The sequence below is a fragment of the Streptomyces sp. NPDC024555 genome, assembly GCF_055559335.1.
This window is the reverse complement of record NZ_JBVHKV010000001.1, coordinates 490,482-513,313: the sequence shown is the minus strand read 5'-3', so window position 1 is coordinate 513,313 and position 22,832 is coordinate 490,482. Positions and strand designations below refer to the sequence as shown.

Below are 22,832 nucleotides of genomic sequence, written 5' to 3'. Positions count from 1 at the left end.
CGGGGCTCATGCGCAGCCGGCGACCCGGCGGGCGAAGGCCCGGAGTTCGTCGCGCCAGTGCGGGGCGACCGGGGCCCCGGCCACCGCCGCGTCGGCGCGCACCAGGAGTTCCGCGACGGTGTCCTCGGCCCGCTCGCGGGCCGAGGCGTCGAAGAAGATGTCCCGGAGGAACTGGGCGTCCCCGTCGAAGCCCGGCCCGCCGCGCAGGAAGCCCCGGATCCGCCAGGCCCCGTGCAGCGCGCGGGCGTACTCCTCGTACGGCTCGCGCAGTTCGTCCCGGTCCGCGAGCGCCGCGCCGATCAGCAGCGCGTGGCGCAGCCCGTACCAGCCGGCGCCGCAGCCCGCCCCGCAGTCCTCCAGGCACTGGCCGGGCCAGGCGTCGTCCAGGTACTCGGTCGCCGCCGCGGCCTCGGCGTGCGCGCCCAGGGCCCGTTCGACGCGCAGGTTCTCCCACAGCTCCCGGGCCCGGGGCGGGAGTCCGGCCGCGAAGCGGTCCCCGTACGCCGCCGCGAGGTCCCCGGCGAGGACGGCGGTGCCCTCGCCGAAACGGCGGGACTCGCCCCGCCAGCCGTTGCGTTCGTGCTCGGCGGCGTGGCTGATGTGGAGGGTGGGGATGCCCCGGCGCAGGGTGGCGTTCTGCCGGACGTCCTCGCGGATCATCAGACAGGTGTCGAGGAGTTCCAGCGCGGCGCAGGCGTCCACCACGTCCTCGCCGTCCGGGTCGCCGCCGGCCGCCAGATAGCCGGTGAGGCAGATGACCGGATGGGCGCGTTCGGCACCGGCCTGCACGAGTTCGGCGACGCCCGCCACCAGCACCACACTGCGCGGATCGGCCGTGCGGCGGATCCGGGACTCGTCGGCGAGGAGCCGGGCGAGCCGTTCCTCGACCCGGTCGAGCACGGTGTCGCGCAGCTGTCCGGTGCTCGCGGTGCGGCCCGGCCGGTCGTGCCTGGGTGCGGTGGTCATGGGTGCCCTCCCTGGTGGGCTGCGTCCTCATGACCGACCCTCCGGGACCCCCGGTCCGCCGGGCCACCCCGGACCGCCGCCGGGCGGACGGCCGGCGGCGGACGGGGCGGCGGAGCACCAGGTGCCTGCCATACGGGGCGGGTGCCCGCGGGGGCTTGCCATCACCTTGCTACGCGACGGCCCCGCACGGCGCGGCACGGTCAGATGAACTCCGCGACCCCGAGGTGGAAGTCGACGGGCAGCGCCTGCCGGCCCGGGATCTCCAGCTTGCGGTAGACCCGGGTGAGGTGCTGCTCCACCGTGCTCACCGTGATGTACAGCTTCTGCGCGATCTCCCGGTTGGTGTGGCCGTGCACGGCCAGCAGCGCGACCCGCTTCTCCGACTCGCTGAGGCTCGCCACCCGGTCGGCGTGCGGGGCGTCGGCCGCCGCCGCCGACCGCTGCGCCTCGCCGGTGTGCCCGGGGAGGATCCGTACGCACAGGGCCTCGGCCCCGCACTCCTTCGCCACGTGCCAGGCCCGGCGGTTGACCATGGCGGCGCGGGCCGGTTCGCCCAGTGTCTGGAGGACCTGGCCGAAATCGCTCATGGCACGGGCCAGTTCGTAACTGTCGCCGGAGCGGTGCAGATCGTCCACGGCCTTGGTGAGCATGGCCTGGCGTTCCTTCGGTTCGCGCAGCAGGGCGCGCAGCCGCAGGGAGATGCCGCGCACCCAGGGGTCGTTGGCGTCCCGGGTGGTCAGCTGGTCGGCGAGGAAGCGGTCGGCCTGGTGGGTCTCGCCGAGCCGGAGCAGCGCCTCCGCCGCGTCGGACCGCCAGGGCAGCACCCTCGGCCGGTCCAGGCCCCAGCGCTTCATGTGCCGGCCGATGTCCAGGAAGTCGCCGAGCGCCGCGTGGAAGCGGCTGGTCGCCAGGGCGTAGTGGCCCCGGGCGCGCAGATAGGCGAGCCCCTGCACACTGCCCGTCAGCCGTTCGGGCACCGGCCGGCTGAGCACGGCGGCCGCCGCGTCCGGGCGCCCCATGGCCGTGCGGGCCCGGACCAGGGTGGCCGTGAGCGCGCACAGCTGCACCCCGCCGCCCCGGGCCGGCACCGCGCGCAGCCCGTCCTCGGCGGTCTCGGCCGCCCCGTTCAGATCGCCCAGCCGCAGCCGGGCCTCCGCGTGGAGCCCGGCGAAGACCGCCTGCCAGCCGGTGGCGCCACGGGCGGCGGCCTGCTCGGCGAAGGTCTCGCACCAGGGCAGGGCGCGCTCGGCGCCCTCCAGGTACAGCAGGGTGCGCAGGGCCTGCACGGCCGGTTCCACCATGCCCTCGGCGAGGCTCGCCCCGCGCAGGAAGAGTTCGGCGGCGTGGGTGGCGGCCCCCTCGTCGGCCTCGGCGGGCAGCGCCCACAGGGCGGCCGGGTGCACGGGGCCGCGGCCGGTGCGGACCGCCGGGTGCGCCCCGGGCCCGCCGGCGGCGCGGCGTCCGGCGGCGCCCCACTGGGGGAAGGCGGAGAGCCCGTCGAGCGGGTCCTCGCCCGGGATGTCCCCGGGCCGGCGTTCGGCGCCCGGGTGGCGGCCCTCCCGGGACGCGAGCCGTTCCAGCACCTCGGTCGACTCGTCGATCCGGCCCTGCGCGGCCAGGGTCCGGGCCAGCGGGCCGAGGGCCCGCGCGTCGAGCCGGCCCTCGGCGAGCGCGGTCAGCGGTTCGGCGAGATGGCGTTCGGCCGCGGCCGGGTCGGTGCGGGCGGTGACGACGCCGAGCCGGACGCCCAGCTCGGCGCGGCGGGCCTCGTCCGGGCAGGCCTCGCGGGCCAGGCTCAGCAGCGCGGTCGCCTCGTCGAGCGCCCCGTCGGCCGCGTGCTGGTCGGCGGCGGCGCGCAGCACGGGCAGCGCCCAGTCCTCGCCGGTGTGGCGGGCGGCGAGGAGCTGTGCGGCGACGGCGGTGTCGGGGGCGCCCGCGCCCCGGGCCAGCAGGGCCGCCTCCCGGTGGAGCGCGCGCCGGGTGTCCGGGTCCGTGCCCTCCAGGACGGCGGCGCGCGCGGCCGGGTGGCAGAGGCCGCGTCCGCGGGTCAGCAGTCCGGCGTCCTCCAGGGCGGCGAGCGCGCGGGCGGCGGCGGGTTCGGTGGCTCCGGCCAGCCGGGCGACGTGCGCGGCGGTGGCCAGGGGGTCGAGTACGGCGACGGCCTCGGTGAGCGCGGGGGTGGCGGGCCCGCAGCGGTGCAGACAGGCGAGCACGGCCTGGGCGTAGGCCTCGCCCGGCCGGGTGCCGGGGTCCTGGAGCAGGGCGCGCAGCAGCAGCGGGTTCCCGCCGCTGGCGCGGTGGAGGCGGGCGGCCTCGGCCTCCGCGTGTCCGGGCAGCATCGCCCGGACGTCGGCGGGGGTGAAGCGTTCCAGGCGCAGCCGGGAGAAGTGCGGCAGCCGGAGCAGTTCGGTGCGCAGCAGCGGGTCGTCGCCGTGTTCGTGCACGGACTCGGTGAGCGCGAGGAGCACCTTGGCGCCCCGGGTGCCGCGCGCGAGGTGGAGGAGCTGGCGCCCGGAGACCTCGTCGACGTGGTGGAGGTCGTCCACGCAGACGACGACGGGCGCGGTGGTGCTCAGCTCGCACACGGCGGCGGCGAACCGGCGCATGGTGCCGACCCGGCCGGCCTCGTCGGGTGACGAGGGGGGCGGCAGTGCGCCGGGCGGGGCCTCGGCGGTGAGCTGGCGCAGCACACCGAGCGGATGGTGGCGTTCCTCCGCCGTCCCCATGGCCCGCAGCACTATTCCGCCGTGTTTCTCGGCGTGTACCGCGACGGTCTCCAGGAATTCACTTTTCCCGCAGCCGACGGCCCCCTCGATGAGAAGGAGTCCTGAATTTCCTTCCCCGCATCCTTCGATCAGTTTTTCCAGAAGAGAAAGTTCTTCGGCGCGACGGAACAACACCATGAGATCCCCCAGTGCCCACGTTCCGCGCGCTCGACGAATAAGGAACGCGAACCGGATACAGGACCGATCGAGCAGTGCTTGAGAATCCATACTGCTCCGCTCGAACCGGGGGCGGGACGGATCCCCGGTGGCCGGAACCTGCCAGTCAGCAATCCCCCGGTACGGGGAAGAGCCGGCGGGGCGCGACCCGGGTCTGCCCCCGGTGGTGCCGCTCCCGGGGGTAGCCGACCGAGACCTCCTCGAAGCGCACGCCGTCGTACCAGGTGGTCCGCGGGATGTGGAGGTGCCCGTAGACGACCGCGGCGGCCCGGAAGCGGGTGTGCCAGTCGGCCGTCAGCTCGGTGCCGCACCACTGGGCGAACTCGGGGTGGCGCAGGATCCGGGTGGGCGTGCGGACCAGCGGGAAATGGTTGACCAGGACGGTGCGCAGCTCCGGATCGCAGGCGGCGAGCCGCTGTTCGGTGGCGGCCACCCGGGCCCGGCACCAGGCCTCGCGGGTCGGGTAGGGGTCGGGGTGCAGCATGAACTCGTCGCTGCACACCACCCCTGCCTCGTAGGCCTGTTCGAGCGCCTGCTCCCGGGTGGCGGCCGTGGGGGTCCGGAAGCTGTAGTCGTACAGCAGGAAGAGGGGGGCCACGAGCAGCGGTCCGCCCGGTCCGGACCAGACCGGATACGGATCCTCGGGGGTGTGCACTCCGTACGAGCGGCAGATTTCGACCAATCTCCGATACCGAGCGTCTCCACGCAGCGACACAGGATCATCGCGAAGTGTCCACAGATCGTGGTTTCCGGGGGCCCATATCACGGTGGCATAGCGCCGGGTGAGCAAATCGAGGACCCATCCCAGATCGTCGGGGGACTCCCCCACGTCGCCCGCGATGACCAGCCAGTCGGCGGGGGAGTCGGGATACAGCTCCTCGACGATCCGGCGGTTCTCCGGGAATGCGACATGGAGGTCGCTGATGCCCATGAGGTATCCGTGCGCCATTCCCCCAGGCTGGACGGGCCGCCGCGCGGCTAACACCCCTCCCGGACCCCAGAGTTGACGGAGTGTGACCGCAGCGGCCCGGACCATAGCAGGGGCATGGCAAGGGGGCGGGCGGGCACCGGCAGGCCGTACGCAGCCGGGGCGCGGCCCGGGGCGCCGATGGCAGCGCCCTGGCAGGAAGGGCCCTCCGGGCGGGCCGTTCCTGCGCGCCGGGGCCGTTCCCGCTGGCCGGGCGGGCGGCGCCGGCGGGAGCGTGGGAGACGTCCACCCGACGCTCCGACCTGAAGGATCTGCCGTGCTCACCCAGCTCCTGCCTTCGACCGTCGCCACCGCCGAGGCCACCGCCGATCCGGCCGAGGTCTTCCTCTTCCCCGAGGAGGAGCACCTGATCCGCAACGCCGTGCCCAAGCGGAGGCAGGAGTTCGGCACCGTGCGCTGGTGCGCCCGGCGGGCGATGGGGTCGCTCGGGGTGGCGCCGGCCGCGGTTCTTCCGGGCCGGCGCGGGGTCCCGCAGTGGGCGCCCTCGGTGGTGGGGTCGATGACGCACTGCGCGGGGTTCCGGGGCGCGGCGCTCGCCCGCGGCCGGGACTTCCTCTCGGTGGGCATCGACGCGGAGCCCAACGCCCCGCTGCGGGCGGGGGTGCTGGGGTCGATCGCGCTTCCGCAGGAGGCGCGCAGGATCCGTGAACTCGCCTGGGCGGTCCCGGACATCGCCTGGGACCGGCTGCTGTTCTCCATCAAGGAGGCGGTCTACAAGACCTGGTTCCCGCTGACCGGCCAGGAACTGGACTTCACCGACGCGCTGGTGAGCGTGGACGCGGTCCAGGAGACCTTCCACGCACGGCTGGTGGCGGACCCGGACACGCTCTCCCCCGCGGGTCCCACCTCGTTCAGCGGGCGGTGGGCGGCCCGGGACGGAGTGCTGGTCAGCGCCATCGCCGTACCGGCGCGGGTGCCGGCCGGGGCCGCACATGACGATGCCCCCCGCACCTGCGTGGCGGGGAGCATGGTCTGAGTCGTCGTCGCGGCCGTCCGGGAGGGTCAGCCCCAGCGGTCGTCACCCGTCGGAACCGCACCGGTCCCGACGGTTCCGCCCGACACCGCTGCCGCCGCGTGCATCCCCGCTCCGGCCGGAGCATCCTGCGACACGCCCGACATGAACTGTCCCCCCAGAACGGCCAGAAGTGCACCCACAAGCAAAGTCAAGACCACCAAAGATTCTTTACCATAAGTTGCCATTGCGACTCCCCTCGGTCGACGAATGAGACTTACGTACGTCTAGTTCACCACCCGAAATCTCCGGCTTTGGAGGCCTCGGGCCGACAAGAAAAGAGTCTCGGATACTGATCATTCACGCCAAGGGCTTCCCGTTGGCGTAAAGTTACGTGGCAGCAATTACACCGACCAGTGGGGGCTGGCGTGTTCCAAGGGGAGTACGCAGATTCGGGCTTCGCCGAACTGGATGACGTGAGCGCTGCGGCCTACGGGCTCGCCGTCGAGTGCGGTCGCTTCGATCGGGAACGGATTGCCAACGACCTGTCGCTGTCGCACGACGAGGTCGCCCGGGTCGAGAGCGTCCTGTCAGGGGTCCGGCTGCTCCAGTCGGTGCCCGGTCACTCCCATCAGCTGACGCCCGTCACCCCCGACGCCGCCGCCGCCTCCCTCGTCGGCCCCGCCGAACGGCAGATCCGCGACCTCCAGCAGGCCGTCACCGAGGTCCGGGCCAAACTGATGTCGCTGACCCCCCTGTACTTCGAGGGCCGCCGGGTGCGCAATCACCTGGAGGCGTTCGACGTCATCACCGACCCCGCCCGCATCCAGGCCCTGCTGGACCATCTCGGGCAGACCTGCAAGAGCGAGCTGATCACCGTGCAGCCCGGCGGCGCGCGCCCGGCCGGACTGCTCGACGACGCCCGCGCCAGCGCCCTGTCGATCCTGTCGCGCGGGGTCTGCATCCGGACCATCTACCAGCACACCGCGCGCAACGACCTGCCCACCCGTTCCTACGTCCGCGACGTCACCGCGCAGGGCGCCGAGGTCAGAACCGCCGACGAGGTGATCGACCGGCTGATCATCTACGACAGGGAGGTGGCCTTCCTGCCGGAACGTTGCGTCGACGAGAGCAGACCCCCCGGCGCGGCCGTGGTCCGCGAACCCACCCTCGTCGCCTTCCTCTGCTCGGTCTTCGAATACCTCTGGGAGGGCTCGTCGCCGTACGTCGTGGAGAGCCAGCGCTCGCCCACCTCCACCGACGAGCTGAAGTGGTCGATCATCCGGCTGATGACCAAGGGCTACAAGGACGAGATGGTCGCCCGCAGGCTCGGCATGTCCGTCCGCACCTGCCGGCGTCACATAGCGGAGATCACCGAGCAGTTGGAGGCCACCAGCCGCTTCCAGGCCGGCTACAACGCCGCCCGCCAGGAACTGCTCAGCGGCGACGCGCCCCCGCCGCCCTACTGACGAGGGCGCCGCCGCACCCCTCATGCGCCGGTGCCCGCCTCGTCGTCCAGCGCCTCCGTGATCGCGTCCACACAGTCCTGGTCGAGCATCGTCGTCACCTGGGCGTCCTGGAGCTTGCCGAAGCCCGCGTCGTACACCGCCGCGCTCACCACGTACCCGTCCTCCAGCGGGAAGGTGCGGAAGGTCCACTCCTCACCGGTGCCCGCCGTGCCGTCGGGCCGCTGCACCCGCACCGGCCGCCCGTCCGGACCGAAGCCGAACTCGGTGAACCGGAACTGCATGCCCTGCCCGATCGCCTTGCTGTACGCCTCCTTCAGCGTCCACAGCCGCACCAGCGCCCCGTTGCGCTCCGCCTCCGGCATCCCGGACAGCAGGATCGCCTCGTACGGGGTGCAGATGTGCCGGGCCAGCCCCCCGCCGTACATGTCGCGGTCGGCCCGCTCCGCGTCCACCCCGATCAGCCCGCAGGTCGTCAGCCCCACCAGCAGCAGGTCCTCGGTGTGGCTGAGGCTGATGTCGATCTGGTCGCAGCCGCGCAGATACGGGCGGCCGGTCGGCCCGTACGCCAGCTCCAGACCGGCCGGCTCGCTGGCCAGGACGGCCCCCGCCGCGTGCTTGAGCAGCATCCGCGAGGCGACGTAGCGGTTGCGCACATCGGAGTGGGTGAGGTCGAGATAGCGCGTCCAGTCCCGCCCCAGCAGTTCCCGCAGACCGTCGCCCTCGGGCACCGCGGGCTCCAGGTCCTTCAGCCACGCGTAGACCAGCGCGCTGCCGTGGGCGGCGAGGTCCTCTCTGGCTCTGTTCCACGAATCACCTCCGGGAACCACGGCGATGGGCTCACCGAGCGGTGAGCCGAGCGTGACGTCGCCCGGGGCGGTCATCCGTACTCCTTCACGAGGGTGTGAATGTCCCGGAGGCTGCGCGCCTCCAGCAGACGGTGCACCGGCACGGAATGGCCGGACTCCTCCAGGAGGGCCAGCAGCCGGAGCAGATTGAGCGAGTCCCAGCCGGGCACCTCGGTCAGCGCGACATCGGCCCCGGCCGGGCCCTCGACGTCCAGCCCCAGGTCCTCGCCCACCATCTGCAGGAACGCGTCGAGGCCCACCGTTTCAGCGGCGCTCATCGGGGTGCCTTTCCGGACTCGGTGACACGGATGTGGCCGGGGACCTCCGGCAGCACCGTCAGGTCGTGGCGGTACTCCGAGGCCCCTTCCCCGCGCTCCCCCGACTCGGGAAGCCCGCGGGCGACGAACCCACAGGACGGATAGAAGTCCCGGGCCCGGTGATTGCGGACGGTGGGTACGTAGCGGGCGCCCACCGAGATCAGTCCCAGGCGCCGGGCTCTCCCCAACACTACGGCGAGGAAGGCGTGCTCGACGCCACGCCCGAGCACCCGGCAGCTCAGCCACAGGTTGTCCACGAGCCACCGCCCGCCGGACTCCGTGATCAGTGCCGCGCCGACCAGCCCGTTGTCCCCGAACCGGTCCGCGCCGCGCGCCACCAGCAGCAGCCGGCCGTCCGTCGCGGTGCCGTCCACCAGCCCGGCCAGCGCCGCCTCGGCATGGCCGCCGCCGGTCAGATTGAACTGATTGGTCCGCAGGGTGAGCTGCGAGATCCGGGCCAGCTCGTGCGGGCGCGGCGGGCCCACCTCCAGCCGGACGCCCAGCGCCGCCAGGAACCCCTCGTGCGAGGCCGCGCCCTCGCGCAGCTCCTGCCGGCGACGGCGTGCCCGGTACTCCCCGGTCCTCGCCCGGTCCTCCTCGGTCAGGCTCAGCGTGTCGAACCAGCCGTCCGCGAGCAGCCGCGCCACATGACCGGCCGGCTCCGCGCCGTCGAGCGGCACCACGGCGACCCCGGGCAGCCCGTGGCGGACCTGCGCCCGCTCGGCCGCCGAATCGTCCGCGAACACCAGGGCGTCGGTGCCCAGGTCCAGCTGCCGGGCGATATCGGCGAGGTTGCCGTCCTTGGGCCGCCAGTTCGCGCTGACCGCCACGAAGTCTCGCTCCCGCAGCACCAGATCGGGATGGTCCGCCAGCACCCGCGCCACCTCCGCCTCGTCGTTCTTGCTGCTCACGGCGAGCAGCACGCCCTGCGAGGCCAGCTGGGCGACGCAGGTCTGGAAGGCCCCGAACGCCTCGCCGCGCAGGGTGCCCGCGGCGGCGATGCCGTCGGGCCCCTCCTCGGCGAGGACCCCGTCCCACAGGGTCTGGTCGAGGTCCAGCACCAGGCATTTACGGGTCCGGCCGCGCAGCGCACGGGCCAGATGCGCGACCTCCCGGGCATAGCCGGCGAGCAGTTCGGTGCCCAGCTGGACCTTCGCGTAGCGGGCCAGAGCGGCACTTGTGACCGGCCCGCCCGCGCCGATCAGCGGGTCGAGGTCGACGACCACCGTCGAGGGCGCGCTCTCGCCGATCCGCAGCAGCCGGGCGTTGAACTCCCGCCACAGCGCCCCGAGCCGGGCCCGGGAGCGGTGGTCGACGAGCTGTCTGCTGTACGTGAGGGGCAGCGGCAGCGTGTTGAGGACCAGGGTGCCGGGCGCGGCGGCGGCCAGGGCGGCGCACCGCTCCAGGACCTCCTCGGCGGCCCCGGCCACGTGCTCGGGGCGCCAGACCCCGGGCACCTGGGAGAACACCGTCTCGGCGTCCAGCAGGCACAGGGTCAGCTCGCATCCGGCCCGGTGCAGCTCGCTCCCCGGATCGGTCAGATCGCGCAGATACGTGCCGTGCTCGCCGACGACCGCGCGCAGGAGCATGCCGTGGCGGGCCAGTTCACCGCGGAGCGGGTCGAGCACCTGGCCGACGGTGGACTGGCCGGTGACGCCGACCGTGACGACCGGGGTCGCCGGGTGGTGGCGCAGCACGGCCTCCGGGTCGACGCCCCCGAGCAGCCGGCCGGCCGCGGCGGCGTCCACCCGCGTCCCGTCCGGCCCCTCGTCGGCGAGCGCGGGCGCGACCAGGTCGTACGCCTCTTCGAGGAGGCCCTGCCTGCGGAGGTCCCTGAGGTCCCGCAGGTCGCGCAGGCGGTCCGGTCCCGCGGTCATCGCCACCTCACACCTTCTCCAGGGCGAAACCGGCCCGGATCCACCGGCTGGACTCCACGCAGAGGGCCACCGCCCGGTCGCCCTCCTTCAGTTCGGGCAGCAGCCGGTCGAGCTGGAGGAACGGCAGCGCGTTGCCCGTGTTGCCGGTGTCCGCGACGCAGTGGATCTGCCGGGCGGTGGTCGTCGGCAGCCGGTCCACGATGCGCGCGGTCATCCGCTCGGAGAGCTGGGGCGGCAGCAGGAAGGCGAGGTCGTCCAGCTCCCAGCCGAGCCCGCTCAGCAGCTCCCAGAGGATCTCCGAGGCGATCGGCGGCACATGCTCCTCGATGGCCTTGTAGTCCTCGGCCAGCATCGGCCGGTCCGAGGTGCGGTCGGTGGTGCCGTACCAGTCGAGCAGCTGGCCGGGCTTGCGGCCGCGCCCGGTCCAGGAGTTGAGGACCGAACGGACGGCGATCCGCTCGCCCTCCGGTTCGCCGGTGAGGACGGCGGCCCCGGCCCCGTCGCCGAACAGGACGTAGTTGACGAGTTCCCCGGTGGGGATCTTCGCCGTGTCCCGGTGCGGTGACAGGAAGCGGTGGGTGACGTCTCCGCCGATGACGATCCCGGCGTGCCGCCCGCCCGCGATCAGGCTGCGGCCCAGATCGAGGGCCTGCACGGCCCCGGAGCAGCCGGCCTGGATCTGGTAGACGGGCAGATGGTCCAGGCCCAGCCGGTCGGCGACCTCGGTCGCGGTGGTCGGCAGCAGCGTGTCCGGCGTCGCGGTCGCGAGGACCAGGAACTCGATGTCGGCCAGGCCGAGTCCGGAGGCCTGCACGGCCTGGGCGGCGGCCTCCGCGCACAGGTCCGCGAGCGAGCCGCGCACCTCACCGGTGACCGGGTCCCAGCCGAAGTAGCGGGTGCGGGTGCCGACGAAGAGGTCGATCCACTCCCGGCTGACGCCCAGCATCCCGCCGAGCACGGTGTTGTCCACCGGCTCGCCGGGCAGGGCCGTGCCGGTCGCGGCGACATGGACGGCCGTCATGCCGACCTCGCCATGATCACGCCGTCCAGGAACTCGGCGAGCGAGCCCACCGAGCGCAGTGCGGGCAGCAGTTGCTGGACGGAGACCTCGCCGACCCTCGGCAGCCGCGCCTCCACCCGGTTCTTCAACTGCATGATCATCACCGAGTCGAAGCCCAGGTCCTCGTGGAAGCGCGCCTCGCGCACCACCCGTTCCACCGGGTAGCCGCCGACCTCGGTCACCGCCTCGACCACGGCGTCCAGTACGGCGTCCTCGCCCGTTTCACGTGAAACAACGAGGTGGGGTGCGGCCTCCGGTGCCCGGGGGGCCGGGGCGGTCCGGACCGGTTCGGGCGCGACCGCCGACGGAGGCCGGTCCCAGTACCGGTGTGCGGAGGAGAACACATAGGGGGCCAGCGCTTCGTCGGTGCCGGTGCCGGGCGCGTACAGCTCCTCCCAGACCGGATCGAGTCCGCAGCGGTACAGGGCGGCGACCGTCTCGGCCAGCTCCCGGCCGGTGGCCTCGGGGCCCGGGACCGGGTGCAGCAGCTCCGCGCCGCGCAGCCGGCCGGCGCGCGCGGCGATCCGGCTGAGCTGCGGCTGCGGGCCTATCTCGATCAGATGGGTCGGGGCGACCGCGTCCACCAGCGCGCCCAGCGCGGCGTCGAAGAGCACCGGCTCCTCGGTCTGCCCGGCCCAGTAGGCGGCGTCCATCGGCTCCTCGTGGAGCATCCGGCCGTAGCGGGTCGAGGCCACCGGCAGCGCGGCGGGCGCACAGCGCACCGGCACCTCCCGCAGCCCGGCGGCGACCGGTGCCATCCCCTGGGTGTGGAAGGCGTACGGGGCGGACAGCTCCTTCGTCCGGATGCCGAGCGAGGCCAGCTCCCCGGCGATCCGGGCCAGTGCCCCGCCCGGCCCCGAAAGGACCGTGTCGGCGGGCCCGTTGAGCGCGGCGGCCACCACGTCCGGTTCGGCGGCCAGGGCCGGGGCCAGCACCTCGGCCCCGGCGGTGGCGGAGATCATGGTGCCGCCCGGGGGCAGCGCGGCCGTCAGCCGGGCCCGCCGCACCACCAGCCGGGCCCCCTCGTCCAGGTCCAGCACCCCGGCCGTCACGGCGGCGGCGTACTCGCCCAGACTGTGCCCGAGCACGGCGGCCGGGACGACGCCCAGCGCGGTCAGGGTGGCGGCGAGCGCGCACTCCACGGCGAACAGGGCGGGCTGCACCAGCTCCGGCCGGTCCGTCCACTCCCCCTCGCCCAGCAGCGCGTCACGCACCGAGGCGTCCAGATGCGCGGCCACCGCCGCGTCGGCCTCGTCGAGCCGGCGGCGGAAGGCGGGCGACTCGCGGTACAGCGCCGCCGTCATCTCCGGGTATTCACTGCCCTGCCCGGTGAAGAGGAACGCCACCACGGGCCGGCCCCACGGACGGTCCCCGGCCGCGCCCGGCACACCCGGCGCGGGGGTCCGCCGCTCCACGGCCCGGCGCAGCCCGGCCACGAGTTCGCCGGTGTCGCGCGCGGTGAGCGCGAAGCGGTGCGGCAGCCCGGTCTTGACCCGGTTGCTGGTCCGGCACAGGGCCGCCGCCCCGCCCGGGGCACGGGCCGCGACGGCGTCGGCCTGGGCGGCGAGATTGCGGCACAGCGCCTCGGCGGTGTCGGCGGTGACGGTGAACACCCCGGCGGCCCCCGCGTCCGCGCGGGAGCGGGCCGGGACGGGGCGCGGCGCGCGCGGGGCGGTGGCGAGCACGGCGTGGGCGTTCGTCCCGCCCATGCCGAAGCTGCTGACCCCGGCGATGTTCTCGCCGCGCGGCAGCCGCGAGGGCGACTTCAGCAGCCGCAGTCCGCGCTCGGCCAGCCGCAGCCGGGAGTTCTCCCGCTCCGCGAAGAGGCTGGCGGGGACGATCCGGTGGTGCAGGGCCAGCGCGGTCTTGATGAACCCCGCGATCCCGGCGGCGCCCTCGGTGTGGCCCAGGTTGCCCTTGACCGAGCCGAGCGCGCAGGGCCGCTCGCGCGGGACCCCGTGCACCGAGCCGAGGGCCGCGCACTCGATGGCGTCCCCGAGCACGGTCCCGGTCCCGTGCGCCTCCACGAAGGCGACCTCGGCCGGGTCGACGCCGGCCCGCCGGTAGGCGGCGTTCAGCACGCGCTCCTGGGACCAGCGGTTGGGGGCGATCATGCCGTTGCTGCGGCCGTCCTGGTTGACGGCGCTGCCGCGCAGCACCGCGTAGATCCGGTCGCCGTCGGCGAGCGCGTCGTCCAGCCGGCGCAGCACCACGAGGCCCACGCCGTCGCTGCGGCCGATCCCGTCCGCCTCGGCGCTGAACGGCTTGCACCGCCCGTCGGCCGCGGCCAGCCCCAGCTGCCCGTAGACCAGCCCGAGCGACGGCGACAGCACGACGTTCACGCCCCCGGCCAGCGCGGTGTCGCACTCCCCGGACAGCAGCGAGTTCGCGGCCAGGTGCACCGCGACCAGCGAGGACGAGCAGGCCGTGTCGACGGCGAGGCTCGGACCGGTGAAGTCGAAGTGGTACGAGATGCGGTTGGCGGCCATCCCGGCGCTGCTGCCCGAACCGAGCAGCGGGGTGACCTGCGCCAGATCGCTCATGGTCAGCCGGCCCCATTCACCGCCCATCACCCCGACGAAGACCCCGGTGCCGCTGCCCGCGAGCCCGCCGGGCGCCCGCCCGGAGTCCTCCAGCGCGCGCCAGGCGCACGGCAGCAGCAGCCGCTGGTGCGGGTCCATGGCCGCGGCCTCGCGCGGGGTGATGGAGAAGAAGTCGCTGTCGAAGACATCGGCGTCGTCGATGAAACCTCCGCTGTCCCCCACCGCGGGGAAGTCCCGCGCCTCCCAGCGCTGTCCGGGCACCGGGCCGGTACCGGCCCGGCCGCCCATCAGCAGATCCCAGTACGCCCGCACGCCCGCCGCCCCGGGGAACGCGCAGTCGATACCGACGACGGCGATGTCCCCCATCAGCGCGGGTCCCGCGCGCTCACGGCGTCCGCCGGGGCGTCCGGCAGCACGGCCGTCAGATGGCGCACGAGCGCCGAGACGGTCGGGAAGTCCCACAGCAGGGTCGGCTCCACCTCCAGGCCGAACTCCTCCTCCAGATCGCCGCAGAGGCTGAGCGCGGCCACCGAGTCCATGCCGTACTCGGCGAGCGGCACGGCCGGGTCGATGGACTCCGCCGCCCGCCGCAGATACAGCGAGAGGCGCGCCGACAGCCACTCGTACACGCCGTCGGCCTTCGCGGTGTCGGCAGGCGCGGTGGACCGGCCGGTGGGGATGGTCATGGCGGGACTCCTTCGGTCAGCCCGGGATCGGGGTCGAGTAGAGGTCGTAGCTGGTCCGGGTGGAGAAGCGGAGCTGGACCTCGTGCCGGATGCGCGTCTCGCACTCCGGGGGGAGATCGGGGACGCGGGTGCCCAGCCGCCCGCAGATGCGGTGCAGCGCGGCGGCCGCCCAGCACGGATCGGCGAGGAACGGATCGCTGCCGTACCGCGCCTGGTCCCAGACGCCGAGCACGGCGGCGGCGGCCAGCAGCAGCGTGTACCGGTCCATCAGGGCGAACCGGGCCGGCTGCGCGCTGCTCCCGCTCGCCGCCTCAAGACCGAGCACCCGGCCCCGTACGTCCCGGAACTCCTCGACGAGCAGCCCCGCCAGGGTGCGCAGGGCGCGCTCCACCGGGCCGTGCCCCTCGATGCGCGCGGCGACGGCGAGCAGCGAGGCGCTCAGCGAGTCACGGCCGCATGCCAGGGCGAGCCGGTCGCTGCGCAGCGGCGGCAGGTCCCCGTCCAGCCGGAAGAGCCCGGCCGGCGCCTCCTCCTCGACGAACCAGGAGCGGCGGGCGAGCCGGGGCATCTGCGGGATGACGGTGGCCTGGCAGGCGACGGTGCCGGCATGGCCCAGGGTGAGCAGCGGCAGGTCCCTGACGTGCTTCTGGAAGATGCCCAGGGTGCCTTCGCGGGTGTAGAAGTCCGAGCCCAGCACGATCGACAGGTCGTACATGGACTCGGTGAGGATGCGGGGCATCAGGTACTTGAGCGCCGCCGAGCTGACGCTGGTCTCGGCGGGCAGCAGATGCAGCGCGCGCGAGGCGACCACGGCGAGGGCGTCGTACAGCAGCAGGCTGACGAAGGCGTTGGTGACGGCCGCGCCGGTCCGGCTGCCGTCGGTGGCCCGGCCGTGCCAGCCGCCGGTCTGCTCCCGGCCGATGCGCACGGCGGTGCGCAGACTGGTGTCCAGGGCGGCCACGGCGGTCGCGGCGAACACGGTGCGGCTGATCTGGAAGGAGCGCAGCGCCGTCTCGATGCCGCTGCCCTCGGGGCCCAGCAGCGCGGACTCGGGCACGGCGCAGTCGTCGAACTCCACGGCGCCGAACCGGCAGCCGCGCAGCCCGACGGGCATCCGGCGGCCGGTGACGACCGCACGGGCGTCGGACAGCTGGTCGGGGCCCAGGAGCAGCACGGAGTGGCTGCGGCTGCCGGGCGCGGGGTCGGTCCGGCAGAACAGCACGAGCGCCCCGGCCCGCTCCAGGTTGTTGATCATCGGCTTGCCGCCGCTGATGACATAGCCGCCGGACCCCCGGCGCGCGGTCACCTGGCTGCGGACGAAGTCGTTGCTGTGCGCGGTCTCGTGCTGGGCGATCGCCGCCCGGCCGCCGGCGCGCAGCAGCCCGGCCAGCCACTCCCGCTGCCGGTCGCTGCCCACCGTCCAGACGTCGGACGCGGCCATGAACGTCGTCATGCCGTGCCCGATGGCGAGGCCCACGTCACGGCGCATCACCGGGCGCAGCACCCGGACCAGGGTGTCCATCGCGTCGAGCCGGCCGCCCAGCGACCGCGGCACGTACTCGTCGACGATCCCGAACGCGTCGAGCAGCGCCTCCCCCTGGGCGAACGGCACCTCGGCCCGGTCCGCCTCCAGGAGCGCGCCGTAACCGGCCGGGTTGGCCGGGTCCGACGGGTCCCCGAGCAGGTCCTCCAGCGCGGCGACCCGGGCCCGTACGGCGCTCTCGCGCCAGGGCGCGGCACCGCCGGACGCCGTCGGCGCTCCGGTGGTCCGCGGGGGCCCGGTGGTCGGGGACGTCACCACCGCCTTCCTCCGTCGGCTCCCTCCGGCCGCAGCAGGTCCCCTCCGAACAGCACGTCCTCGGCCCGCGCCAGCGCCCATACGTCCGGGCTCAGCACCTCGTACTCGCCGCGGATCACCCCGTCGAGGAAGAGCGTCCGCATCAGGGTGCGCTGGACCTTGCCGCTGCTGGTGCGGCGGACCGTGCCGGGGCGGACCAGCAGCACGTTCCCGGCCGGGATCTCGAATTCCCGGCCGATCAGGGCCTGGATCTTCTGGGCCACGGCCCGCAGTTCGGTCGCGCCGACCCCGCGCACCTCCTGCACGAGCACCAGGTGTTCACGGCCCGCGTCCACGGAGAACGCGGCCCCGGCGCCGAAGGTCAGGGCGGGGCTGACGGTCCGCGCCGCCCACTCCACGTCCTGCGGGTAGACGTTGCGGCCGTTGATGATGATGACTTCCTTGAGCCGCCCGGTGACGAACAGCTCGCCGTCCTCCAGGACGCCGAGGTCGCCGGTGCGCAGGAAGTTGCTCTCCTCGTCGTTGAGGCTGGCCCGGAAGGTCCGCACGGTCTCGGTGGGCCGCCGCCAGTAGCCGCGCGCCACGCTGTAGCCGCGGATCCAGATCTCGCCGACGGCGCCCGGCGGCAGCTCGTGGTGGGTCAGCGGGTCGACGATGCGCACCTCCATGTCCACCGGGGCGCCGCTGCCGACGAGCGTCTGCCGGCGCGCCTCGGGCGCCTGCGTGGAGACGGCCTGGTCGCGCTCCAGCGCGGTGCGGTCGAACTCCTTGCGGGTGTACGGGGTGCCGGGCACGCCGCCGGAGACGACGAGGGTGGCCTCGGCCAGTCCGTAGCAGGGGCGCAGCGCCTCGCGGCGGAAGCCGGCGGGTGCGAAGCGCTCGGCGAAGGCGTCCAGGCTCTCGGCGCGGACCGGTTCGGCGCCGTTGAGGGCGAGGCGCCAGCGGGACAGGTCGAGCGCGGCGATCTGCTCGTCCTTGATCCGCTGGACGCACAGGTCGTAGCAGAAGTTGGGGCCGCCGCCGACGGTGACGCCGTACTGGTCGATGGCCTGGAGCCAGCGCAGCGGGCGCCGCACGAAGGAGAGCGGGGTGACCTGCACGCTGTGGCTGCCGAGGTAGACCGGGTGCAGCAGATGCGCGACCAGGCCCATGTCGTGGAAGTAGGGCAGCCAGCTGCCGAAGACGTCCTCGCGGGTGGTGCGCAGCAGGGTCCGCAGGCTCGACTGGTTGGCCAGCAGATTGCGGTGCGAGACGGTGACGCCGCGCGGCTCGGAGACCGAGCCGGAGGTGTACTGGAGGAAGACCAGGTCGTCGGGGCGGGCGGCGACGGGCCGCCAGGCCTCCGGGTCGCCGATCTCGGCCACGTCGGTGACCAGGCACTCCGCGGTCGAGCGGGTGTTGCGGGCCAGCCAGAGCGCCACCTCGGGGGCGGCGGAGGTCTCGGTGAGGACGACCGCGGCACCGGTGTCCTTGAGGACGGCGGTGGTCCGGTTGAGCCGCTTGTCGCGGCCGGCCTCGCCCGGCAGCGGGACGGGCACCGCGACGGCGCCCGCGTACAGGCAGCCGGCGAAGGCCTTCAGGAACTCCACGGTCGAGGAGTAGGCGAGCAGCACCGGCTGCTCGGCCACTCCGTAGTCCTGGAGGCTGGCGGCTATCCGTCTCGCCTCGCGGTCGAGCTCTCCGTACGTGAGGTGCTCGGCCACCGGCCCGGCCGCTGTGTCACGGAGGAAGACGTGCACGTCCTCGTCGGCGAGTTCGGCCGTGCGGTCGCGGAGCAGTTCGGTGAAGGTGGCGAAGCGTGACTCTGACATCCGCGGCATCCCCTCGCGTCTGCGGGCCCGTGGATGGTGCGGCCCTCGTTCCCGCCGATCCTCCGCAACCGCGCTTAAGGTTCGCTTGCGCCGCCGTGCGCGCTCCCCGACTCAGGGGGCGGCAGGGGTGCTCCCGGCCCCGGGCGCGGGCCACGCTCGGCGCATGGACACTCACACCCACGGCGCCGGAGCGCCGAAGACGGCGATCGTCTTCCCCGGCATGCAGCCGACGGCCTTCTCCGAGGTCGGCCGGTTCATGCTGGTCAACCCGTACGCGCGCGAGCTGTTCGCGCGGGCCGACGACACCCTCGGCTACCGGCTGGCCGACCGCTACCAGCGGGCGGAGGGCGACTACTCCCTCTACGGGCAGATCTCGTTCGTGGTCAACTGCCTGGCGCTGGGCCGCTGGGCGACCGAGCGGATGGGGATCGACCCGGTCTGTGTGACGGGGCCGAGCTTCGGCGCCCGCGCCGCCGCCGTCCACTCCGGGGTCCTCGGCTTCGAGGACGCGGTGACGATGACCGCCCGGCTCGCGGACACCATGGAGGACTACTTCACCCGGGAGCACCCCGCCCTGGTCACCCAGTCGATCGCCCGGGTCGGCCGGGAGGGCGTGGAGCTGCTGCGCGGGGAGCTGGAGGAACGCGGCGAGTGGAGCGACGTCTCCTGCGTCGTGGACGAGGACTTCACCATGCTGACCGTCCACGAGTCGGTCCTGGAGTGGCTCCAGCGCCGGATCCGGGCGCTCGGCGGGATGGCGATGTACACGATGAAGCCGCCGATGCACTCATACCTCTTCGACGGGCTGCGCGACCGGGTCGCCGAGGAGATCTTCGCCCCGCTGACCTGGTCGGATCCCCGGCTGCCGGTGATCGCGGACCAGGACGGCCGGACGGTCACCACCGGTGAGGGCGTCCGGGACATGCTGCTCGACGGCTTCGTGCGCACGGTGCGCTGGCCGTCGGTGGTGGACGCGCTGAAGGAGGCCGGGGTGGAGCGGCTGTGCGTCTCGGGCGCGGACGGGCTGTTCACCCGGGTCGGCTGCACCACGCGGAACTTCGGCGTGCTCCCGGTGACGCCCCGGTCGGCGATGCGGCCGGAGCGGCGCCGGATGCCGGTGGCCGCCTGATCTGCACCGCCCCGCACACGACGGGAGGGGCCGGCGCCCGAAGGCGCCGGCCCCTCCCGTGCGTCGGTTACTTGCCGTCCACGGTGAAGGCGTAGAACGTGCCCTCGGTGCTGCTGCCCGTGGTGCCGGCGCCGTCCGCGAACCGGGCGTAGCCGTTGCCCCAGTAGACGGTGCCGTCGACGACGGCCGGGCCCGCGTTGGAGGAGTACGGTGCGGTGAACTCCCACAGGTACTGCCCGGTGGCGCCGTCGAACGCGTACATGTGACCGCTGGTGGAGCCGCCGAAGACGACACCGTTCGCGGCGGTCAGGGCGCCCCAGGCGAAGCCGTCGGTGCGGTCCTCGACCTGCCAGAGGATCTTGCCGGTCTGCGGGTCGAGCGCGGCGAAGGAGCTGCGGTTCGTCGTCGAACCGTCGGCCATCTGGTAGTCGAGCTTGTTGAAGTTGGCCTCGGCGAGGTAGATCCGCTTGTCGTCGTTGGCGGTGCCCCACTCGATGCCGCCGACGTGTCCGCCGGGACCGGCCGCCGCGCTCCAGACGACCTCACCGGTGGTGGCGTCCATCAGCCAGTACTCGCCGCTCTTCTCGCCCGCGCCGATGACCTTGCGGGCCCGGCCGTTCGCGCCCTTGATCGTGAACAGGTGGGCGCCGTCGCCGAAGTCGTAGTCGTAGCCCGGGTTCGGCGGGCAGTTGTTCGGCGGCAGGCCCGGCAGGCAGCCGGTGTTCCAGGCGTCGAACCGCTTGGCGCCGGTGTGCCACTTGATCCGGCCCGTGGTCATGTCCAGGGCCAGCACGGTGTCGACGTAGTTGTCCTCGGCGTAGCAGGTCGGCGGGGTGCCGCCGGCCGTCTGGCAGTCGGAGACGGACTGCGGGACGGTGTAGTTGTTGCCGGTGGTGAAGTACACCGTGTTCGTCGACGGGTCCAGGGCCGGGGTGCCCCAGACGGCGACGCCGCTGTAGCCGCCCGGCTTGCCGCCGTTGTCCGGGGTGGTGAACTGGCGCCACAGCACCTTGCCGGTGGCCGCGGAGATGGCGTTCACACTGCCGCGGAAGGTGCAGCAGGGGTACGACGGGTCGTAGGCGCCCTCGGACTCGCGCGAGGAGACGCCCTGGTAGACGACCCCGTTGTGCACGACCGGCGACTGGGTCAGCACGGCCTTGTACTGGGTGTCGATCTCGTTCTTCCAGACCAGCTTCCCGGTCCGGGCGTCCACCGACATCAGCAGCGCCTTGGTCCAGTCGGCGATGTAGACCTTGCCGTTCACCACCGTCGGGCTGGACCGGGAGACGGAGGCCGGGTCACCGGTGTACTCGGAGACCTTGTGCGACCAGATCTCCTGGCCCGTCTTCGCGTTGATCTTGTGCAGATAGCCGCCCCAGTCGGGGAAGTACACCGCGCCGTCCACGACCGCCGGCGTCGCCGACACGTCGCCGTGCGTGGCGTACGTCCACTTGGCCTTGAGCCGGCTCGCGTTGGCCGTGGTGATCGTGTGCTCCGCCGAGGCGGAGCGGCTGTTGGCCAGGTCGTGGCCGCCGGTCGACCACTCGGCCTGCGGCGCGCACGCCTGGGACTGGGCGGCGCCGAGGGTGGTCGCCATCGCCACGGCGGCGAACAGGGTGAACCTGCGGGCCGTTCGGTGCGACGACCGGAGTCTTGTGAACATGACTGACTGTCCTCCTGAGGACGGTGGTGACGGTGGTTCCGGAGATACGTGCGAAGGCTCCGAGGGGCGGCGGCCCACCGGGGCGGGTCCCGAACGGCGCGGGCCTCTCGAACGGCCCGCGCCGGACTCAGGCGGCGTGCGCCGGTACGGGGACCGGGGCCGGGGCGCCGTGCCGTTCGGCGGCCAGCGCGGTGAGCGCCAGCCGGTCGGTCTTCTTGTTGGTGTTGAGGGGGAACGCGTCCAGCCGGTGGTAGTGGCGCGGGATGAGCTGCGGCGGCAGGACGGCGGCCAGCTCCCGGTGGAACTCCCGCGGCGGGTGCTCCTCGCCGAGGTAGAACGCCACCAGCTCGGTGCTGTTGGCCACCGGTACGCCGACCACGACCGCCCCGGACACCGGGCAGGCCCCGCGCATCGCGTGCTCGACCTCGGCCAGTTCGACGCGGTAGCCCTGGACCTGCACCTGCGAGTCCATCCGGCCGAGGTAGACCAGCTCGCCCCCGGCCAGCCGGCGCACCCGGTCCCCGGTGCGGTACCACCGCGCCCCGTCCCGCTCCAGGTACTTGCCGCGCCCGTCCTCCGGGTCGAGGTACCCGGCGGACAGCTGCGGGCCGGAGAGCCACAGCTCGCCCTCGGACTCCGCCTCCGCGCCCCGCTCGTCCAGGAGCAGTTCGCCGTGGCCGTCGTGGAGCAGGCCGAGCGGTACGACCCCGTTGACGCCGAGCCGCGTCGACTCCTCGGGCGACCAGCGGTGGCGGTGGGTGGTGATGGTCATCTCGGTCGGCCCGTAGACGTTGATCACCGCCGAGTCCGGGGCGGCCCGCTGCCAGGCGTCGGTGTCGTCGAACTGGAGGGCCTCGCCGCCGAAGTACGTCCAGCGCAGCGACGGCATCGAACCGGGCACCAGCCGGCCGGTGCGCCGGGACAGCGAGATCACGCTCGGCGCCGAGAACCACACCGTGATGCCGTGGGCCTCCACGAAACCGGGCAGGTCCCGGTAGGCGTGCGCCGGCACCGACACCAGCGGGGCGCCCGCCGCCCAGGCGCACCACAGGTCCGAGACGGCCGAGTCCCAGTTGAGCCCGGCGGCCTGCGAGAAGACGTCGTCGGCGGTGAAGTCGTACCAGGCGTCCATCAGCGCGAAGTAGTGCGCCGTGTTGCCGTGGGTGAGCCGCACCCCCTTGGGACGGCCGGTGGACCCCGAGGTGAACAGGATGTACGCCACGTCCTCGGGCGTCACGGACCGGGGCTCCGCCAGGGCGGTGTCCGCACCGGCCACCGGCACCGGCAGCCCCGAGGCACCGGCGAGCTCCCGCGCCCCCGCCGCGTCCAGATGAGGTGCCAGCACCGGCAGCTCCCCCAGCTCCGCGCCGAGTCCGCCGGCCAGCAGCGCCGCGCCCTCCTCGTCCACGACCAGGGCGGAGACCCGGGCCGCGTCCAGCATCGAGACGATCTTCCCGGGCGGGAAGTCGGCCGGCATCGGCACGGCCGGCAGGCCCGCGTACAGGCTCGCCAGGATCGCGAGGTACGCGGTGGTGCCGCGCCCGGTCAGGATGCCGATCGCGCCGGGCGGACCGCCGGGCGCGGCCAGGAGCGCCCCCGCCCAGGCCAGTGCCGTCTCATGGGCCGTGGTGTAGTCGACGGTGTCCTCGCCCACCCGGACCGCCACACCGTCCGGGGACTTCTCCAGCCCCCGCAGGAAGCGCGCGTGCAGCGCCCCCGACGCCATTGAATTCATTCCGCTCCTCATTCCCCGGCACTTGATCGGGACATTCAAGCGACCTTCCCG

Annotated in this window: 16 protein-coding genes; 3 read left to right on the top strand and 13 right to left on the bottom strand. The window is 73.7% G+C overall.

The window, feature by feature from the left end; translation table 11 throughout:
- Nucleotides 1–6: 6 nt before the first annotated feature.
- The 3 genes from ACZ4FH_RS02080 to ACZ4FH_RS02070 all read right to left on the bottom strand — a co-directional run bounded on the left by ACZ4FH_RS02080 (nt 7) and on the right by ACZ4FH_RS02070 (nt 4,857).
- Entirely contained in the window at nt 7–966 is a 960-nt protein-coding gene (locus ACZ4FH_RS02080) for a polyprenyl synthetase family protein (RefSeq protein ID WP_467301638.1), read from the bottom strand.
- Between the two features lie 200 nt (nt 967–1,166).
- A complete protein-coding gene (locus tag ACZ4FH_RS02075) occupies nt 1,167–3,869 on the bottom strand; it encodes a helix-turn-helix transcriptional regulator (RefSeq protein WP_467301637.1) in 2,703 nt (900 codons plus the stop codon).
- A 145-nt stretch (nt 3,870–4,014) separates the two neighbouring features.
- Nucleotides 4,015–4,857: a metallophosphoesterase family protein gene (locus ACZ4FH_RS02070; RefSeq protein ID WP_467301636.1), complete on the bottom strand. Its 843-nt coding sequence runs from the start codon at nt 4,855–4,857 to the stop codon at nt 4,015–4,017.
- A 295-nt stretch (nt 4,858–5,152) separates the two neighbouring features.
- Here ACZ4FH_RS02070 and ACZ4FH_RS02065 point away from each other — a divergent pair, with 295 nt between their 5' ends.
- The gene (locus ACZ4FH_RS02065) at nt 5,153–5,872 is read left to right on the top strand and encodes a 4'-phosphopantetheinyl transferase family protein (RefSeq protein ID WP_467301635.1); all 720 of its coding nucleotides are present in this window, start codon (nt 5,153–5,155) and stop codon (nt 5,870–5,872) included.
- Between the two features lie 452 nt (nt 5,873–6,324).
- On the top strand, nt 6,325–7,317 hold the full coding sequence (locus ACZ4FH_RS02060; protein ID WP_467301634.1) for a LuxR C-terminal-related transcriptional regulator: 993 nt from the start codon (nt 6,325–6,327) through the stop codon (nt 7,315–7,317).
- A gap of 20 nt (nt 7,318–7,337) precedes the next feature.
- Here the strand turns inward: ACZ4FH_RS02060 and ACZ4FH_RS02055 are convergent, their stop codons facing one another.
- Genes ACZ4FH_RS02055 through ACZ4FH_RS02020 form a run of 8 tightly spaced genes read right to left on the bottom strand, consistent with a single transcriptional unit; the run spans nt 7,338 to nt 18,263 of the window.
- Nucleotides 7,338–8,198, bottom strand: a complete 861-nt coding sequence (locus ACZ4FH_RS02055; RefSeq protein ID WP_467301633.1) for a 4'-phosphopantetheinyl transferase family protein — start codon at nt 8,196–8,198, stop codon at nt 7,338–7,340.
- The gene (locus ACZ4FH_RS02050; RefSeq protein ID WP_467301632.1) at nt 8,195–8,440 is read right to left on the bottom strand and encodes a phosphopantetheine-binding protein; all 246 of its coding nucleotides are present in this window, start codon (nt 8,438–8,440) and stop codon (nt 8,195–8,197) included. The genes ACZ4FH_RS02055 and ACZ4FH_RS02050 overlap by 4 nt, the downstream gene beginning before the upstream one ends.
- The gene (locus ACZ4FH_RS02045; protein WP_467301631.1) at nt 8,437–10,356 is read right to left on the bottom strand and encodes an HAD-IIIC family phosphatase; all 1,920 of its coding nucleotides are present in this window, start codon (nt 10,354–10,356) and stop codon (nt 8,437–8,439) included. Before ACZ4FH_RS02045 ends, ACZ4FH_RS02050 begins: the two co-directional genes overlap by 4 nt.
- 7 nt (nt 10,357–10,363) lie before the next feature.
- Nucleotides 10,364–11,377, bottom strand: coding sequence for a 3-oxoacyl-ACP synthase III family protein (locus ACZ4FH_RS02040; protein ID WP_467301630.1), 1,014 nt, complete (start codon nt 11,375–11,377; stop codon nt 10,364–10,366).
- Entirely contained in the window at nt 11,374–14,325 is a 2,952-nt protein-coding gene (locus tag ACZ4FH_RS02035; RefSeq protein ID WP_467301629.1) for a type I polyketide synthase, read from the bottom strand. The genes ACZ4FH_RS02040 and ACZ4FH_RS02035 overlap by 4 nt, the downstream gene beginning before the upstream one ends.
- Nucleotides 14,325–14,645 (bottom strand): acyl carrier protein, encoded by a 321-nt coding sequence (locus ACZ4FH_RS02030; RefSeq protein WP_467301628.1) that lies wholly within the window; start codon nt 14,643–14,645, stop codon nt 14,325–14,327. The genes ACZ4FH_RS02035 and ACZ4FH_RS02030 overlap by 1 nt, the downstream gene beginning before the upstream one ends.
- A 16-nt stretch (nt 14,646–14,661) precedes the next feature.
- Nucleotides 14,662–16,443, bottom strand: a complete 1,782-nt coding sequence (locus ACZ4FH_RS02025) for an acyl-CoA dehydrogenase (RefSeq protein WP_467301627.1) — start codon at nt 16,441–16,443, stop codon at nt 14,662–14,664.
- Complete coding sequence (locus ACZ4FH_RS02020; RefSeq protein ID WP_467301626.1) at nt 16,440–18,263, bottom strand: fatty acyl-AMP ligase; 1,824 nt, start codon at nt 18,261–18,263, stop codon at nt 16,440–16,442. The genes ACZ4FH_RS02025 and ACZ4FH_RS02020 overlap by 4 nt, the downstream gene beginning before the upstream one ends.
- A gap of 154 nt (nt 18,264–18,417) precedes the next feature.
- Between ACZ4FH_RS02020 and ACZ4FH_RS02015 the strand changes: the two genes are divergently transcribed.
- Complete coding sequence (locus ACZ4FH_RS02015; protein ID WP_467301625.1) at nt 18,418–19,383, top strand: ACP S-malonyltransferase; 966 nt, start codon at nt 18,418–18,420, stop codon at nt 19,381–19,383.
- 67 nt (nt 19,384–19,450) lie between these two features.
- Here the strand turns inward: ACZ4FH_RS02015 and ACZ4FH_RS02010 are convergent, their stop codons facing one another.
- Together ACZ4FH_RS02010 and ACZ4FH_RS02005 are read right to left on the bottom strand one after the other, a co-directional pair.
- Nucleotides 19,451–21,046: an outer membrane protein assembly factor BamB family protein gene (locus ACZ4FH_RS02010; RefSeq protein WP_467301624.1), complete on the bottom strand. Its 1,596-nt coding sequence runs from the start codon at nt 21,044–21,046 to the stop codon at nt 19,451–19,453.
- Between the two features lie 127 nt (nt 21,047–21,173).
- Nucleotides 21,174–22,781: an AMP-binding protein gene (locus tag ACZ4FH_RS02005; protein ID WP_467301623.1), complete on the bottom strand. Its 1,608-nt coding sequence runs from the start codon at nt 22,779–22,781 to the stop codon at nt 21,174–21,176.
- Nucleotides 22,782–22,832: the final 51 nt, after the last annotated feature.

Bases quoted from the DNA above. Each gene is read 5' to 3' on its own strand.
- ACZ4FH_RS02010 (WP_467301624.1), bottom strand. From the start codon at position 21,046: ATGTTCACAAGACTCCGGTCGTCGCACCGAACGGCCCGCAGGTTCACC.
- ACZ4FH_RS02005 (WP_467301623.1), bottom strand. From the start codon at position 22,781: ATGAATTCAATGGCGTCGGGGGCGCTGCACGCGCGCTTCCTGCGGGGG.
- ACZ4FH_RS02055 (WP_467301633.1), bottom strand. From the start codon at position 8,198: ATGACCGCCCCGGGCGACGTCACGCTCGGCTCACCGCTCGGTGAGCCC.
- ACZ4FH_RS02035 (WP_467301629.1), bottom strand. From the start codon at position 14,325: ATGGGGGACATCGCCGTCGTCGGTATCGACTGCGCGTTCCCCGGGGCG.
- ACZ4FH_RS02050 (WP_467301632.1), bottom strand. From the start codon at position 8,440: ATGAGCGCCGCTGAAACGGTGGGCCTCGACGCGTTCCTGCAGATGGTG.
- ACZ4FH_RS02040 (WP_467301630.1), bottom strand. From the start codon at position 11,377: ATGACGGCCGTCCATGTCGCCGCGACCGGCACGGCCCTGCCCGGCGAG.
- ACZ4FH_RS02030 (WP_467301628.1), bottom strand. From the start codon at position 14,645: ATGACCATCCCCACCGGCCGGTCCACCGCGCCTGCCGACACCGCGAAG.
- ACZ4FH_RS02015 (WP_467301625.1), top strand. From the start codon at position 18,418: ATGGACACTCACACCCACGGCGCCGGAGCGCCGAAGACGGCGATCGTC.
- ACZ4FH_RS02080 (WP_467301638.1), bottom strand. From the start codon at position 966: ATGACCACCGCACCCAGGCACGACCGGCCGGGCCGCACCGCGAGCACC.
- ACZ4FH_RS02020 (WP_467301626.1), bottom strand. From the start codon at position 18,263: ATGCCGCGGATGTCAGAGTCACGCTTCGCCACCTTCACCGAACTGCTC.
- ACZ4FH_RS02045 (WP_467301631.1), bottom strand. From the start codon at position 10,356: ATGACCGCGGGACCGGACCGCCTGCGCGACCTGCGGGACCTCAGGGAC.
- ACZ4FH_RS02070 (WP_467301636.1), bottom strand. From the start codon at position 4,857: ATGGCGCACGGATACCTCATGGGCATCAGCGACCTCCATGTCGCATTC.
- ACZ4FH_RS02075 (WP_467301637.1), bottom strand. From the start codon at position 3,869: ATGGTGTTGTTCCGTCGCGCCGAAGAACTTTCTCTTCTGGAAAAACTG.